The organism is Methylobacterium sp. 13MFTsu3.1M2 (genome assembly GCF_900112625.1).
Lineage (GTDB): Bacteria > Pseudomonadota > Alphaproteobacteria > Rhizobiales > Beijerinckiaceae > Methylobacterium.
In genome coordinates, this window is the sequence record NZ_FOMM01000007.1 from 51,637 (window position 1) to 66,083 (window position 14,447).

Annotated in this window: 13 protein-coding genes; 10 read left to right on the forward strand and 3 right to left on the reverse strand. The window is 73.5% G+C overall.

All coding sequences use genetic code 11. From position 1 onward, the window contains the following. Window positions 1–300 precede the first annotated feature (300 nt). The 5 genes from BM314_RS07335 to BM314_RS07355 are packed head-to-tail and all read left to right on the forward strand — an operon-like array spanning window position 301 to window position 6,185. Entirely contained in the window at window positions 301–1,455 is a 1,155-nt protein-coding gene (locus BM314_RS07335) for a polysaccharide biosynthesis/export family protein (RefSeq protein ID WP_091679028.1), read from the forward strand. Beyond that, window positions 1,452–2,984, forward strand: a complete 1,533-nt coding sequence (locus tag BM314_RS07340) for a GumC family protein (RefSeq protein ID WP_091977698.1) — start codon at window positions 1,452–1,454, stop codon at window positions 2,982–2,984. The genes BM314_RS07335 and BM314_RS07340 overlap by 4 nt, the downstream gene beginning before the upstream one ends. After that, window positions 2,981–3,622: a CpsD/CapB family tyrosine-protein kinase gene (locus BM314_RS07345; protein WP_091925281.1), complete on the forward strand. Its 642-nt coding sequence runs from the start codon at window positions 2,981–2,983 to the stop codon at window positions 3,620–3,622. Before BM314_RS07340 ends, BM314_RS07345 begins: the two co-directional genes overlap by 4 nt. Beyond that, window positions 3,619–5,247 carry an O-antigen ligase family protein gene (locus tag BM314_RS07350; RefSeq protein ID WP_091977700.1) on the forward strand — a complete coding sequence of 543 codons (1,629 nt, stop codon included), beginning with the start codon at window positions 3,619–3,621 and terminating at the stop codon, window positions 5,245–5,247. The genes BM314_RS07345 and BM314_RS07350 overlap by 4 nt, the downstream gene beginning before the upstream one ends. After that, window positions 5,244–6,185, forward strand: a complete 942-nt coding sequence (locus BM314_RS07355) for a glycosyltransferase family 2 protein (protein WP_091977701.1) — start codon at window positions 5,244–5,246, stop codon at window positions 6,183–6,185. The genes BM314_RS07350 and BM314_RS07355 overlap by 4 nt, the downstream gene beginning before the upstream one ends. Window positions 6,186–6,189: 4 nt before the next feature. On the opposite strand, the gene BM314_RS07360 is transcribed toward BM314_RS07355, so the two are convergent. After that, entirely contained in the window at window positions 6,190–6,927 is a 738-nt protein-coding gene (locus BM314_RS07360) for a class I SAM-dependent methyltransferase (protein WP_091977703.1), read from the reverse strand. Window positions 6,928–6,966: 39 nt separating this feature from the next. Between BM314_RS07360 and BM314_RS07365 the strand changes: the two genes are divergently transcribed. Then, complete coding sequence (locus tag BM314_RS07365) at window positions 6,967–8,142, forward strand: DUF1972 domain-containing protein (protein ID WP_244539878.1); 1,176 nt, start codon at window positions 6,967–6,969, stop codon at window positions 8,140–8,142. A 28-nt stretch (window positions 8,143–8,170) separates the two neighbouring features. On the opposite strand, the gene BM314_RS07370 is transcribed toward BM314_RS07365, so the two are convergent. Both BM314_RS07370 and BM314_RS07375 read right to left on the reverse strand, forming a co-directional pair. Further along, on the reverse strand, window positions 8,171–8,761 hold the full coding sequence (locus BM314_RS07370; RefSeq protein WP_091977704.1) for a serine acetyltransferase: 591 nt from the start codon (window positions 8,759–8,761) through the stop codon (window positions 8,171–8,173). An 8-nt stretch (window positions 8,762–8,769) separates the two neighbouring features. Continuing rightward, window positions 8,770–9,372: a serine acetyltransferase gene (locus tag BM314_RS07375; protein WP_091977706.1), complete on the reverse strand. Its 603-nt coding sequence runs from the start codon at window positions 9,370–9,372 to the stop codon at window positions 8,770–8,772. A 149-nt stretch (window positions 9,373–9,521) separates the two neighbouring features. Here BM314_RS07375 and BM314_RS07380 point away from each other — a divergent pair, with 149 nt between their 5' ends. The 4 genes from BM314_RS07380 to BM314_RS07395 are packed head-to-tail and all read left to right on the forward strand — an operon-like array spanning window position 9,522 to window position 14,422. Beyond that, the gene (locus BM314_RS07380; RefSeq protein WP_244539879.1) at window positions 9,522–10,979 is read left to right on the forward strand and encodes a lipopolysaccharide biosynthesis protein; all 1,458 of its coding nucleotides are present in this window, start codon (window positions 9,522–9,524) and stop codon (window positions 10,977–10,979) included. Continuing rightward, entirely contained in the window at window positions 10,976–11,917 is a 942-nt protein-coding gene (locus BM314_RS07385) for a glycosyltransferase family 2 protein (RefSeq protein WP_026604531.1), read from the forward strand. The genes BM314_RS07380 and BM314_RS07385 overlap by 4 nt, the downstream gene beginning before the upstream one ends. Further along, the gene (locus tag BM314_RS07390; protein WP_091977709.1) at window positions 11,914–13,293 is read left to right on the forward strand and encodes a right-handed parallel beta-helix repeat-containing protein; all 1,380 of its coding nucleotides are present in this window, start codon (window positions 11,914–11,916) and stop codon (window positions 13,291–13,293) included. The genes BM314_RS07385 and BM314_RS07390 overlap by 4 nt, the downstream gene beginning before the upstream one ends. Before the next feature lies 1 nt (window position 13,294). Beyond that, a complete protein-coding gene (locus BM314_RS07395) occupies window positions 13,295–14,422 on the forward strand; it encodes a glycosyltransferase family 4 protein (protein ID WP_020090581.1) in 1,128 nt (375 codons plus the stop codon). Window positions 14,423–14,447 lie beyond the last annotated feature (25 nt).

Genomic DNA, 14,447 nt, shown 5'->3' on the forward strand with positions numbered 1-14,447 from the left:
GCGGGACTTGTCGGGAGACGGCACCGCCGCGGCGGGATCCGCGCGTCGACCCGCCGGCGGCGGGAACGACGGCGCCCCGGCCGCGCACACGCGTTCGGCCTGCGCCGGAACCCACCCCCCTCTCCGGGGCGGGCGAGGCTCAGCACTTTGCCACGGCTTGCCAGACACAACTTCTGATAGAGTTGCCGAGAGCCGGGTTCAAGCCTCGTTAACCAAGCTTGGCGATTGTATCGCGGTGCGCGGTTCGATCACGAGTTGTGATGGGACGAGCGCACTCGAGCAGGATGCGGCTGAAGGTCGATGGCGTTTACCCTGTCTGCGTTCCTCGGTGTCGCGCGACGGCGTCCCGGCCGGCCATCCGGTGCCGCGGCGGTCGCGCTCGCGCTCGTCGCCTGCGCGCCGCTGCTCGCCGGCTGCAGTTCCGGGCGCCCGCAGAGCGCGGCGCGCTCCGGCCTCGACGTGGCTCAGACCGGCTCGGTCACCGAGGGCCTCCCGGCGGCGCTCGTCGCGGCCGCGCAGGAGGAGGTCGGGCGGACCATGCGCCTCGGGCTGGCGAACTACCGGCTCAACGTCGGCGACAACCTGGAAGTCTCGTTCCTGATCGATTCCAGCGTCGTCCAGCCGACCTACCGCCTGAACCCGAACGACGAGTTCGACGTCGATTTCCGCACGCACCCGGAATACAACCGTACGGTGATCGTCCGGCCGGACGGCCGGATCTCGCTGCCGGGCAAGAACGGCATCAAGGTCGCGGGCCTGTCGCCGGAGGCGGCCGCCGCGCTGATCAAGAGCACCTACGACGACGTGCTGATCGATCCGGTCGTCACCCTGATGCTGCGCCGGTTCCGCACCGTCACCGACGATTTCCGCGACCTCACCCAGCGGGCCGACATGGGCCGCGTGAAGGTCCTGGCGATCGAGCCGGACGGCAAGATCAACCTGCCGATGGTGCCCCCGGTGCAGGCGGCGGGCCGGACCGTCCACGAGGTCATGGGCAGCCTGAATGCCGCCTACAAGCACCAGCTGGCCTCGGTGACGACCAGCGTCCGGCTCGCGAGCCTCGTCCCGGCCAACACCATGGTGTTCGGCGAGGTCCGCGCGCCGGGTCCCGTCACCCTGCAGGGGCCGCGGACGCTGGCGCAGGTCCTGGGCTCGGCCGGCGGCGTCCTGCCGACCGCGGCCGGCGAGGCTGTGCGGATCATCCGCTTCGACGCCGAGGCGGCCGGCAGCGTGCGCATCGTCGACATTGGCCAGCCGGGCTTGGCGGACTCGATCGTGGTGCCGCCCAACGCCACCGTCTACGTGCCGCCCTCGCTCCTGGCCAAGACCGCCCGCGCGGTGGACCTCGTGGTGCGCCAGATCCTGCTCTTCAACGGGACCGGCTTCGGCGTGAACTACATCACCGGTCCGTCCGCCAGCACCTCCACCAGCGCCACCGTGAGGTCCGGCACGTGAGGCAGAGCGACCTGACCGCCGCCGACGCGGTCGAGGGCCCGGCCTTCGACCTCCGCGACGCCCTCGCGGCCCTGTTCCGACACATCCGGCCGGCGCTGCTGATCCTGGTCGCGGCGATCCTCGGCGCCGGGATCTACCTCCTGCTGACGCCGGCCGAGTACACGGCCGACGCCAAGCTGATCATCCGTCTCGGCCGCGAGAAGGCCGGCGCCCCGCTCCAGGGCGGCGCGAACCAGAACTACATGTTCTCGGAGCGCGCGCAGAACGTGAACAACGAGATCGAGATCCTGCGCGATCCCAGCATCGTGCGCGACGAGTTCGCGACGCTGAAGGCGATCACCCCGACCGGCGACCTCGGGCCGCCCCCGGCGGACTGGACCGACTGGCTGATCTACCAGGGCCGTCAGGCCGTGCGGAGCGCGAAGGCGGTCAAGACCTGGATCGTCGACACGGTGCGGATCCCGTTCGAGGCGGTGGGCCTGCTGCGCCACCTGACCCCGGACGAGAAGCTCTACGAGGCGTACCTCGCGGCGTTCAAGGTCGTCTTCGTGAAGGAGACGGACGTGATCCTCACGGGCTTCACTTGGACGGACCCGCACTTCGCCGCCCAGGCGCTGAACCGGCTGCTCGACGCCTACAAGCGCCGCCACGTGGAGGTCTACGCCGACGAGACTCCCGCCTCGTTCTACCAGAGCAAGCTGGAGCGCGCCCGGGCCGACCTCGCCGCCATCGACGCGCAGCTCTCGACCTACCTCAAGGGCAACAACACTGCGAGCTTCGAGATCGAGCAGCAGAACGACCTCGGCACCTTGGCCGACCTCGCCAAGCAGAAATCGGCGGCGCAGATCGAGCGCGAGGTGGTCGAGACCCGGCTCAAGCGCACCCGCGAGGCCGGACCCAACCGCTGGCAGCCGACGCCGCCCGACGCGGACCCGACGGTCACGGCCTTCGACCAGCGCTGGGCGGACCTGCGGACGAAGCGCGCCGAGCTGGCGGTGCGGTTCCGGCCGACCGCCCCCGAGTTCGTGAGCCTCGATCGGGACCTCGCGGCCCTGGCCCGGCAGAAGTACCAGGCGCTCCTCGCCGCCGACACGGCGAAGCTCGCCATCCTCGCCGAGAAGATCCAGAGCATCACGGGGATCGAGCAGAGTCGCCGCCGGGCGGCCATCGGCCAGAGCGACGCCGCCCTGGCCTACGGCCGGCTGACCCAGCAGAAGGGCCTGCTCACCGACGAGATCACCGAGACCCAGAAGCGGATCGACGCTCTGAAGACCGGCACGGGTCTCGACGCGCAGGCCGTCACCTCCTCGGCCCTCGTGGCGCGCGCCGTGCCGCCGCGGCTACCCTCCGGCCCGAACCGGCCGCTGATCCTCGGGCTCGCGGCCGGTCTCGGCCTGCTCGCCGCCCTGGCCTACGTCGCCCTCGCGGAGATCCTGGCCCAGACCTACCGCAGCGCGTCGGAGGTCGCCCGCTCGCTGCGGGTGCCGGTGCTGGCCGCGGTGCCGCTGCAGACGGGAGCCGCCGCATGATCGCCGCCGCCATCGCGCCGAAGATCGATCCGGCGATTCTGGAGCCGGCCCTAGTCCAGCTCACCCGGCACGAGGCGCGCGTGCGCCGGGTCGGCGTCACCGCGGTCCAGCCCGGCGAGGGCGTGAGCACCCTCGCGCGTGAACTCGCCGGCGCCTACGCCCGGCGGGGCCGCAGCGCCGTGCTGATCGAGGCGAACTGGTCCCGCCCGTCGCTGGCGGAGGCCTACGGCCTGACCGGCCAGCCGGGCTTCGCCGACATCGTCGCCGGCACGGTCGCCCCGAGCCGCGGCGTCCACCCGGTCGCCGACCACCTCAGCGTCGTGCCCGCGGGCAGCCCGTCGGCCATCCGCCAGGCGACCCTGGACGACGGCCGCGTGGAGGATTTCCTGGCGCTCGTCGACGACCGCTTCGAGCTCGCGATCGTGGATTGCGAGCCGATCACCGAGATCGGCGACGCCGCCGCGCTCTCCCCCTTCGTGGACGGCTTCATCGTGGTGATCGGCGCCGAGCGCACCCGTCGGGCCGTGGCGCAGCGCGCCCTGGCCGACCTCAAGGCCGCCGGCGGGGCGCCGCTCGGCGTCGTCCTGAACCGCACGCGGCGGCCGATCCCGCGATGGCTCTACCGGTGGCTCGGATGAGCGCGGCGCCCGTCCGCGCGCTGCGGGTCCTGCCGCTCGCCGGGATCGGCTTCGCGGCCGCGGCCGGGGCGATCGCCCTGAGCGCGGCACCGCTCAAATTCGCCGTCGTCGGCCTCGCGGCGGCCTTCGGCGGGGTCGGCGCCCTGATCGTCGGGCGGCTCTATCGCCTCACGCCGCTCCTGCTCGTCGCCCTCGCGGTCGGGCTGACGGTCAAGCTCGACGTCAGCTTCCTCCAGCATTTCGAGGCCGTCGGGCAGTACCTGCCGAGCATCGGCGGCGGCGCCGGCCTGACGGTGAGCGTCGCCCTGCTGGTGGCCGTGGCGCTGATCGTCGCAAAGCTCACCGGACTCGGGGAGGACGCCCCGGGCCTGCGGCTCGACCGGCCCCTCGTGCTGACGCAGCTCGGCTTCCTGATCGCGGGGCTGCTCTCGCTCTCCAACGCCACCGACCCGGCCTATCTCTGGTTCGACACGTGGCGCTTCGCCGGCCTCCTCCTGGCCTCGGTCGCGGTCTCGAACCTGTCCGAATCCGACATCCGGACCCTCGCGCTGGCGATCTGCGCCCTCTGCCTCGTCCAGACCGCGGTGGCAGGCCTGCAATACGTCTCGGGCTCGGAACTCGGCCTCTCGGTGCTGGGCGAGGAACAGATCGTCGAGGAGAACATCAACTTCTCGGCTCAGCGCCGCGCCGGCGGACTGAAGGTCCACCCGAACATCCTCGGCTACTACTACGAGTTCGTCTGGCCGCTCGCCCTGGCGCTGGCCCTGTCGCGCGGCCCGCTGCTCCTGCGCCTCGCGGGGGCGGCGGGCGCCGCCTCGGCCCTGGTCGGCGTGGTCCTGACCCTGTCGCGCGCGTCCTGGCTGACCTTCCCGATCTCGGCCGCCCTCCTGATCCTGCTGGTCTACCGCGACCGCCTGTTCTCCCGGACGAGCCTGATCGTCTTCGGCCTGCTGGCGGTCGTCGGCGCCGTCGCGGCGCTCTACGCCGGCCCGCTGATCTGGGAGCGGCTCACCGCCGACGACGGCGGCTCGGCCGCCCAGCGCGGCCCGCTGAACGCCGCGGCCCTCGCCCTGTTCGAGCAGTTCCCGATCTTCGGCGTCGGCCTGAACAACTTCGGCAACCAGTTCGCGGTCCTCGACAGGACCGGCCTGTCCCGGCTCGCCGGACTGTTCGACCGGTCGAACCACGTGGTGCACAACCTGCACATCCTGATCCTCACCGAGGTCGGGGTCGTCGGCTACGCGGCCTTCGCGCTGGTCTTCGGCATCGGCATCGCCCGGGGCTTCCGCGCCGCCCGCCGCGCGCCGGTGGGCGATCCGCTCGCGGCGATCGCGGCCGCCTGCGCGGTCGGCCTGATCGCGCACCTGCTGCACGGGCTGGTCGATCCGGGCTTCCGCCTGAATCTCGGCATCGCCGAGCTGCTCTACACCGGCCTCGGGCTGATCGCCGGGGTGCGGGCGGCGCAGCGTCGCAGGGCCGTCGCAGCGTCCCGGGCGGTGGCGTCGACGGGCCCGATCGGCGCGGCGCGCGCCCGACCGGAGCGGGTCCCCTCGCCGCGCGGCCCTTCGCGCGCGGAGCCGCCTCGGCGTCGCCCCTCCCTCGCAGCGTACGGAGACCGTCCGTGAGCGCCGTCAGCCTCAGCGTCCTGATCGTCACCTACAATGCCGGCCGGGACATCGAGACCTGCCTGGACCTGCTGGCGGCGAGCCGGGTGAGACGCCCCTACGAGGTGATCCTGGTCGACAACGCCTCCACCGACGGGACGCCGGAGCGCGTCGCGCGGGCGTTTCCCTGGGTGCGGGTCATCGCCGAGCCGTCCAATCACGGCTTCGCGGGCGGCAACGCGCGCGCGCTGGAGCACGCGCGCGGCACCGCGATCCTGCTCCTCAACCCCGACGCGTTCCTGCACGACCCGGACGCGCTCTCGGGCCTCCTGGACCATCTCGACGCGCATCCGGATGTCGGGGCGGTCGGCCCGCGCCTGACCTTCCCGGACGGCACGCATCAGGTCGGTGACGCCGGCTACGAGCCGCGCCCGCTCTCGATCCTGGTGCACGCCGCAGGCCTGTCGGGCCGCCTCGGGCTGCGCGGCCTCTACCTCGCGAGCCGCCAGGCCAGGGGGGCGCGGGCCCTCGACGTCGACTGGATCTGCGGGGCCTGCCTGCTCCTGCGCCGCTCGGCGATCGCCGCGATCGGCGGCCTGGAGAGCCCGATGTTCCTCTACGGCGAGGACGTGGACTGGGGCTGCCGCCTGCGCGATGCCGGCCTGCGCGTCGCCTACCGCCCGGACATCGCCGTCACCCATCTCCAGGGCGGCTCGGGAAGCGCCCGCTCGGCCCGCTGGCTCGACGGCCTGGCAGCCATCTACAGCCTGCGCAATGCCGGGCGGCTCCTGTCGTCGCCCGCCTTCTTCTCCGGCCCGCTCCGGCTCGGCTTCACCCTGCGGGCCGTGGCCTACGGTGTCGCGGCCCGGCTGCGCCGGCAGCCGGACCTCGCCCGCAAGGCCGAGGACATGCGCAGGTTCTCCGGGCACCTGCGCAGTCTTCGTCTCCGACCGCGATGAACCGTCACGGCCGTTTGCGGATGAACACCATGTGGTAGCCCTTGAAAGGACCCGGCGTGAGCCGGAACAGCAGCTCCCAGAACTTGCCCAGGACGATGTTCTCGCCATGATAGAACGGCTGCCCGTCGAAACTGTAGGTGAAGTGCTCGAACCGGTCAGTTGGGAAAAGCCGCTTCCGCGCCGCCTCCGTGTTCATCGTGTAGAGCGGCACGAACGAGTCGATCTCGACCCGCCGCGGCTCGACGAGGCGCAGCACCCGGGCGTGCAGCCGCTTCGGCACGAGCCGCGCCCCGATCCCGACATAGCCCCAGCGGTTCGGCGTCCAGGCGCAGAGCCAGCCGCCCGGCGCGAGCACCCGGCCGAGCTCCGCCGCGGTGACCTCGGGGTGCTCGATATGCTCGAGGACCGAGAAGGCCGAGATCAGGTCGAAGCTCCCGTCCGGAAATGGCAGCACCCCGTCGTGACCGATCAGCCGGACCTCGTCGGCCGACCGGTTGCCGAGGACCGCCTCGTCGACGTCGCAGGCGACGACCTGGGCGCAGCGCCCCCGGAAGTCGCCGAGGCTTCGGCGCAGTGGGACCGGGTCATCGCTCCACTTGCCGCGCCCCGCGCCGAACTCCATGACCCGCATGTCGGAGCGGAGCAGCGCGTTGACGCGCACGATGTACTCCATCCGGTGGTCGTGCCGGGAATAGCCCCCGGCTCCCATCTCCCGGAACAGACGCTGTTCGACCGTGACCATGCCTCAGGCTCCTCTGAACGTGCTGCGCCGACGGCGCATATGAAATCCGGGGGATCGGGCGGGCGCCCGACGGTGGCGATCCTCGGCACCCGCGGGGTGCCGGCGGCGCACGGAGGGTTCGAGACGCTGGCGGAGCGCCTCGCGCTGGAGCTCGTGGCGCGCGGCTGGCGGGTCGAGGTCTATTGCCAAGTGCGCGAGCCGGCGCCGCCAATGGTCTGGCGCGGGATCCTGCTGATCCCGGTCGCGGTCCGGGGCGACGGCGCCGTCTCGACGATCGTGTTCGACCTGAAATGCACCCTGCGGGCGGCGTTCCGGCCGGCCCTGCCCCTCGTGCTCGGCTACAACACCGCGGTGTTCTCGCTGTTCTACCGGCTGACCGCCAAGCGCAGCGTGATGAACATGGACGGCATCGAGTGGAAGCGCGACCGCTGGTCGAAGCCCGCCAAGGCCTGGTTCTGGCTGAACGAGCGGCTCGGCAGCCTGTTCTCGACCCACCTCGTGGCGGACCACCCGGAGATCGCCCGGCATCTCGCCCGCCGGACCTCGGCCGCCCGGATCACCACCATCGCGTACGGCGCCGACCCGGTGCTGGAGGCCTCGACCGAGCCGCTGGCGACGTTCGGCCTGCGCCCGCGGGATTACGGCCTGCTGATCGCCCGGGTGGTGCCCGAGAACCTCGTGCTCCAGATCGTCCGGGCCTGGAGCGAGGTCCGGCCGGGCCTGCCGCTGCTCGTGCTGGGCAAGCTCGCGGAGTCCGACCCGTACCACCGCGCCGTCCGCGCGGCGGGCGGCCCGGACGTGATCTTCGCCGGCGCGATCTACGAGGCCGAGCGCGTGGCCGCGCTCCGCTTCCACGCCCGGTTCCACATCCACGGCCACACCGTGGGCGGGACCAACCCGTCGCTGGTCGAGGCGCTGGGGGCGGGCTCGCCGATCCTCGCCCACGACAACCCGTTCAACCGCTGGGTGGCAGGGCCGCAGGCGCTGTACTTCGGTGACGAGACCGAGCTGCGGCGGGGCATCCTCGGCCTGGTGCGGGCCGGGCCGCGCCGCCTCGCGGTCATGGGCGAGGCGTCCCGTCGCCGCCACGCCGAGGCGTTCACGTGGCGCGGCATCTTCGACGCCTACGAGCGCGTGCTGCGCCGCCAGCTGGCGCCCAGCCGCCAGGGCCGGGAGGTGCGGCCCGCCGTCCGCCGCGAGCACGGGCGCGCGTGAGCCGGGCACCGGCCCGGCGCGTCCGGATCTAGCGCCCACGGCCCGCCTCCGGGCCGCGGCCGCCGCTGCGGAGCTGCCGCTGGACCAGCATCGTCACGGTGCCGGCCGGGACGTCCCGGAGGCTGCAGACCCCGATCCCGATCGTCGCGCCCGCGCCGATGGCGACCGCCCCCTGCACGGCGGCGTGCGCGCCGACCACGGCGCCGTCGCCGAGATGGGGGCCGTCGGCGGGGAACGGCTGGCTCGGGAAGACCCAGTCCCGCGGCCCGACCAGGGTGCCGGGCAGGAGCGTCAGGTCGGCGCCCCCGGTGCCGCAGAAGGCGACCCGCGCCGGGTGCGGCACGAACAGGCCGGGCCCGAGGCGCGAGCCCGGATGCAGGCAGGCGCCGGTCAGCCGCAGGGACAGGTCCGCCATCAGGGCGGCGCAGCGGCGCCAGCCCCGGCCGTGCAGCAGGTGCGCGGTCCGGTGGAGGATCGCCACCTGCATGGCCGGCAGCGTGAGGTGCATCGCGCGCCGCAGCCGCGAGGTCGGCTTGCCCCCCGTCGTCTGGCGCAGGACGCGGGCGAAGTCGGCCGCCAAGAGGCGCCGCAGGCCCGGCAGGGTGACGTGGTCGGTCATCGGGCCGCTCACGCCGCCCCCCCCCGGCCGGGAAGCGGCCGCCAGGGCTGCGGCATGACCTCCTCGTCGGCCTGGACGGGCTTGAGGATGGTGGTCCGCGGGCCGATCCGGGCCCGGTCACCGATCGGGACGGCGCCGAGCACGATGGCGCCCGCCTCCAGGACGACCTCGTCGCCCAGCACCGGCAGGCCGGGGCCGCCGCCGATGTCCTGGTCGGGCTCCTTCAGCAGGCCGCCGATGGAGGCCTGGATCCCGAAGGCGGCGTCGCGGCCCACGGCGCCGGCGATGACCGTCCCGTAGGGCTGCGGCAGGAACAGGCCGCCGGCGATGCGGCTGGAAGGCGGGATGTCGGCGCCCGTCCACCAGCCGTTCACCAGCCACAGCAGCCACGCCGCCATCCGCCAGCCGCGCTCGTGGGCGTAGCGGGACAGGCGGTAGAGCCAGACCGCGTGGTAGCCCCGGCGCAGGCGGGCCGGTCCGCCGCCGCGGCGGCGCCAATGATCGCGGTCGGCGGACAGGGCAGCCCGCACCTCGGCCCACCGGAGACGCCCCGCCTCCGCGTCCGCTCCGCGCGAGAGACGCAGATCCGGTCCAGCGGCTGTCTCGGACATACGCAGTCCTCCGGTTTTTCCCAACGCGACAACTCTGCAACCATAAATTGAGCTTGCGGTTGCAAGCCATACGCAGCCTGCCACGATGCAATCGTAGGTCGCAGTTTTCAGTCAGGCTTCACCGAGAGATGCTTCGCTTGGTAAACCGATTGTCGGGACGGAGGCGCGCCGGCGGGCTGCGCTACGGCGCGAACCTGCTCGGTCAGGCGGCGGGGCGCGGCGTCTACCTCGCGGCCGGCTTCGCGGCCTTCGTGATGGTCGGCCATTTCGCCGGCCCGGCGGCGCTGGGCCGCTACGGCCTCGCCCTGGCGATCCTCGCGGTCGCGCTGATCGCGTCGGATTTCGGCACCACCCTGACCTTCGGGGCGCGGCTCGGCGCGGTCGGGCCGGAGATGCGGGCGGCCGAATTCGGCCGGATGCTGTCGGCGCGCCTCGTCCTCGGTCTCGGGACCGGCGCCGCACTCCTCGGCGTCCTGCCGATGCTGCCGGACGCGATCCGGCCCGCCCTGGCGCTGGCCGCTCTCCTCATGCCGCTCGCGGCCGCCCGCTTCCTCGACGCCCTGTTCCAGGTCTGCGGGCGGCCGGGCTGGTCCGTCTGGCCGTCGCTCGCCAACGCCGCCCTGCTGATCGGCGGGACGGCACTCGCGCTCTGGCTGCAGCTTCCGGAGGCGGCGCTCAGCCTCGTGGCGGTGGCCGCCGGCATCGCGTACGGCGCGGTCGGGCTGGCGCTGGCGCTGCGCCTCGTGCCCGCCCGCCCCGCCTCGCTGCCGCACGCCCTCGCGACCATCCGCGCCGCGGCGGGGGTGGGCGTCTCGAACGCCCTCGGCTCGCTCAACGGCCGGATCAGCCTGATGATGCTGGCCGCCTTCGCGGGCGCGGCCGAGCTCGGCCAGTTCACGGCCGGCTTCCGGTTCTTCGAGCTCGGCGCCGCGGTGGCGATCACCCTGTGCGCCCCGCTGGTGCCGGTCTTCGGGCGCGCCGTCGGGCCCCTGGGCGACGGACGGTCGCGCGCCGGCACCACCGCCCTGCGCGCGCGGGTCCGCGGCGCGCTGGTCCCGATCCTCGCCGCGTCCTGCGCCGGAGCGGTGGCGACCTGCGCCCTCGCGGAGCCGCTGGTGCGCCTCGCCTTCGGCCCGGATTTCGGCCGCGCCGTCCCGGTGCTGCGCATCGCCACCGGGATGAGCGTCCTGCTGATCGCCGCCACGATCCTGTTCGCGGGCCTCGTCCCGCTGGGCCGGACCGGCTTCGCGGTGCGCGGGAGCGCGGCGGCCTGCGCCACGAACCTCTTCGCCTGCACGCTGCTGATCCCCTGGGATCCGCTCCTCGGCGCGGGCATCGCCGCGCTGCTCGCCGAGGCCGCGATGCTCGGCGTCCTGGCCCAGGCCTTCTGGCGGGAGGCCGGACCGCCCCTCGCCCTGGCCGACGTGCCGATCCTCGCCGCGCCGGCCCTCCTCACCGTCCTCGCCTGGGCCGCCGGTCCCGCCGCCCTGGCGCCCGCGGCGGTGCCCGCCGCCGCGGCCCTCTCGGCCGCCCTCGCGGGGTGGCTGTGCCTGCGCCGCGCCCCGACCGATCCCCTCGACCTCCCGCTCCCGGAAGCCTCCTCATGAGCGATCGACCCGTGCTCTCGGTCATCATCCCGACCTACAACCGCGCCGACACGCTGCGCCTGTGCCTGAGGGCCTTCGACCGGCAGGAGACGGACGCGCCCTTCGAGATCGTCGTCTGCGACGACGGCTCGACCGACCACACCGGGACGGTCGTCAGCCGCGCCGTCGCCACGGCCCGGATCCCCGTGGTGCACCTGCGCCAGGAGAATGCCGGGGCGAACGCCGCCCGCAACCGCGCCATCGCGGCGGCGCGGGGCGAGCGCCTCCTGATCGTCAACGACGACACGATCCCGGTCCCGAGCCTCGTCGAGGCGCACCGCCTCGCCCACGCCCGGCGGGGCGGTCGTGAGACCGCGATCCTCGGACGGATGACGATCGACCCCGCCCTGCCCTTCTCGCCCTTCTCGGCGCTCCACCACGACGCCTCCTACGACGCGCTGGCGGGCCGCGACGCGGTCGGCTGGGACGCGTTCCTGACCTGCAACGTCAGCGTCGACCGGCGCTTCCTGGAGGAGGCGGGCGGCTTCGACCCGAAGCTGTTCTGGCACGAGGACATCGAGCTCGGCGAGCGGCTGGCCCGGCGCGGCATGCGCCTGTTCTACGCGCCCGAGGCGCTGGGCTACCACCACCACCTCCTGGACGAGGCGGCCTACCTGCGGATCGCCGAGCGCGAGGGCGCGGCGCTGGTGCTGTGGTACCGCAAGCGCCCGGACCTCGTGGCGGATCTCGGCCGGCTCGGCCTCGTCGGGCCGCCGCCGCTGGGCGCGGCGGCGCGCCACCGGGTCGCCGACCTCGCCATGCCGCAGGCGCTCCTGCCCGGCTGGCAGATGGCGGCGCGCGCGCTGACGCGGATCAGCCCCGAGGCCGGCCGCAGCGTGTGGCGGCGGCTGTTCCAGCGGCGCAAGCGCCTCGCCATCGCCCGGGCGCTCGCGGCATGAGGTGGCCCCGCACGGTCCTCGGCGCCCTGTCGGCCCTGCTCCTGCCGGTCCTGTCCGCCTGCGGGCCGGCCGACGCGCAGGTGCAGCAGAACATCCTGGTCGATCCCGCCGGCGGCGCGAAGCCCGGCTACACCACGGTGGCGCGGCTCGCCGACGTGCCCTTCGCCAGTCTCGGTCCCGGATCGAGCGTGCTGGTCCGCGGCGGCAGCTACGGCGACGTCGTGTTCGTCGGGTCCCGCGGGACCGCGGCGGCGCCCGTGACGGTGGCGGCAGAACCCAGCACGCAGCCGCGGCTGTCCAACTCCGTGGTGTTCGAGAACGCCGCCTACGTCACGGTCACGGGCCTGAGCGTCCAGGGCGCGGTCAATTCCGGCTTCATCATCCGCCGGGGATCGAGCCACGTCACGGTCGCGGGCTCGACCGTGTCCCGCTCCGGCCTGGGGATCTGGATCGGCGACGGTGCCGGGGCGGGTCACCGCATCACCGGCAACACCCTCGCCGACAACCAGACCCACGGCGTGGCCGTCGACGTGATCAACGCGCCCGCGGAGGATCCGAGCTACATCCTCGACAACACCGTGACCGGCAACGGCATCCACGGGATGGAGATCAACGGCTCCGGCTACGTCGTGGAGGGCAACCGCGTCTCGGGCAACGGCGTGGGGATGTCGGGCACCTCGGGCATCCACGTCTACGCCAAGGACGCCGCCCAGGACGCCGGCGACCGCAACATCATCCGGTACAACATCGTCACCGGCCAGAAGGAGACCACCGGCCAGGACGGCAACGGCATCCAGATCGACCAGTGGTGCGACGGCAACATCGTCGCGTTCAACGTCGCGGCCGACAACGACGGCGCCGGGATCAACCTGTTCGACGCCGGCTCCAACACGGTGGTCAACAACACGACCACCGGCAACATGCGCGATTCCGGCGGCAAGCACGTCTATCGCGGCGAGATCGTGCTGGCCTCCGACTACACCAAGCAGGTCGACCGCACGTCGAACAACCGGGTGCTCAACAACATCGCCTACGCGACCCGGCCGAACGTGGCCGCGATCGTGGTCGAGGCGACCACCACCGACAACAACAACGCGATCGGGCCGAACTTCCTCGGCAGCGCCGTCGGCGCCCCGCTCTACCGCTGGGGCACGCAGGCCACCGGCGACGGGGCGAGCCTGCCGCTCGACGGTCAGGGTCCCGACCTCACCGGCACGCCCGCCTTCCGCGATCCCGCGAACCCCATGGCCGGCGGGCTCGCCCTGACGGCGCCCCCGGCCCGCGCCGGCCTCCCGCTCGGCGCCACCCGCGACATCGCCGGCCAGGCCTACGCCCCCGGCGAGGCCCCGACCTTCGGCGCCTACAGGAGCCCGTAACATGCTTCGCATCGGCATCGACGCGCACGTGCTCACCGGCAAGCCGCAAGGCAGCCGGACCTGGCTCGTGAACATCATCGGGCGCGCCGCCGCGCGCCACCCGGACGCCACCTACGTGGTGTATTCCGGCGACCCGGAGGCCTGCGCCCGCATCGTCTCGGGCGACAACATCGAGCACCAACGGCTGCCGCGCGTGCCCGCGACCGTGCGGCTGACCCTGGTCTGGCCGTGGCTGTTCCTGCGCGACCGTCTGGACACGCTGCTGACCACCTACATCGCCCCGCCGCTGGTGCCGGGCGACCGGCAGGTGGTGGTGGTCCACGACATCCTGTTCGAGACGCATCCCGAGTTCTTCCCCTGGTCGATGCGCTGGCGGAACAAGATTCTGACCCGGCTCTCGGCGCGGCGCGCCAAGCTGGTCCTGACCATCTCCGACTACAGCCGCGACTCCATCGCCAACGTCTACGGCATTGCGCGGGAGCGCATCGCCGAGGTGCGCTGCGGCTCCACGCCGCCGCAGGCGGTCACGGAGCGGACGCCGCTCGCCGACGGGCGCCCCTACCTGCTGATGGTCGGCCGGCTGGAGCCGCGGAAGAATCTCGGCCTCGTCCTCGACGCCTTCGCGCGGCTGCCGCAGGGCGCGGCCCGGCTGATCGTGGTCGGCAAGGGCGACGGCGAGCGGCCCGAGACCCTCGACCGCCTCGCCCGGACGCCGGACGCGGTGCACATCGCCGGCATCGACGACCGGGGCCTGTCGGACCTCTACGCCCGGGCCGCCGCCCTGGTCTTCCCGAGCCGCGGCGAGGGCTGGGGCATCCCGGTGCTCGACAGCCTCGCCCGGGGGACCCCCGTCATCGCCTCGAGCCTGACGGCCATCCCGGAAGCCGGCGGCAGCGCGGCGAGCTACTTCGACCCGGACGCGCCCGACCGGGTCGACCGTCTCGCGGAGCTGATGGGCGCGGCGGTCGAGGGGCGGCTGCCCTTCGACGCCTGCGCCGCGCGGGCCCACGCGGCGCGCCACGACTGGGACGGGCCGGCCGCCACCTTCGTCGACCTGATGCGCCGGAGCTTCACGGCCCGCACGCATCTGCGCGACCTGATCCTGGCCGCGCCGAACCTGCGGGGGTGACGCGAGAGGGTGGCGCGAGAGGGCG

What these genes read in the sequence shown, in the direction of transcription:
- BM314_RS07375 (WP_091977706.1), bottom strand. Translation starts at nt 9,372, where the DNA reads ATGTCCGAGACAGCCGCTGGACCGGATCTGCGTCTCTCGCGCGGAGCG.
- BM314_RS07390 (WP_091977709.1), top strand. Translation starts at nt 11,914, where the DNA reads ATGAGGTGGCCCCGCACGGTCCTCGGCGCCCTGTCGGCCCTGCTCCTG.
- BM314_RS07370 (WP_091977704.1), bottom strand. Translation starts at nt 8,761, where the DNA reads ATGACCGACCACGTCACCCTGCCGGGCCTGCGGCGCCTCTTGGCGGCC.
- BM314_RS07365 (WP_244539878.1), top strand. Translation starts at nt 6,967, where the DNA reads ATGAAATCCGGGGGATCGGGCGGGCGCCCGACGGTGGCGATCCTCGGC.
- BM314_RS07350 (WP_091977700.1), top strand. Translation starts at nt 3,619, where the DNA reads ATGAGCGCGGCGCCCGTCCGCGCGCTGCGGGTCCTGCCGCTCGCCGGG.
- BM314_RS07335 (WP_091679028.1), top strand. Translation starts at nt 301, where the DNA reads ATGGCGTTTACCCTGTCTGCGTTCCTCGGTGTCGCGCGACGGCGTCCC.
- BM314_RS07360 (WP_091977703.1), bottom strand. Translation starts at nt 6,927, where the DNA reads ATGGTCACGGTCGAACAGCGTCTGTTCCGGGAGATGGGAGCCGGGGGC.
- BM314_RS07385 (WP_026604531.1), top strand. Translation starts at nt 10,976, where the DNA reads ATGAGCGATCGACCCGTGCTCTCGGTCATCATCCCGACCTACAACCGC.
- BM314_RS07395 (WP_020090581.1), top strand. Translation starts at nt 13,295, where the DNA reads ATGCTTCGCATCGGCATCGACGCGCACGTGCTCACCGGCAAGCCGCAA.
- BM314_RS07345 (WP_091925281.1), top strand. Translation starts at nt 2,981, where the DNA reads ATGATCGCCGCCGCCATCGCGCCGAAGATCGATCCGGCGATTCTGGAG.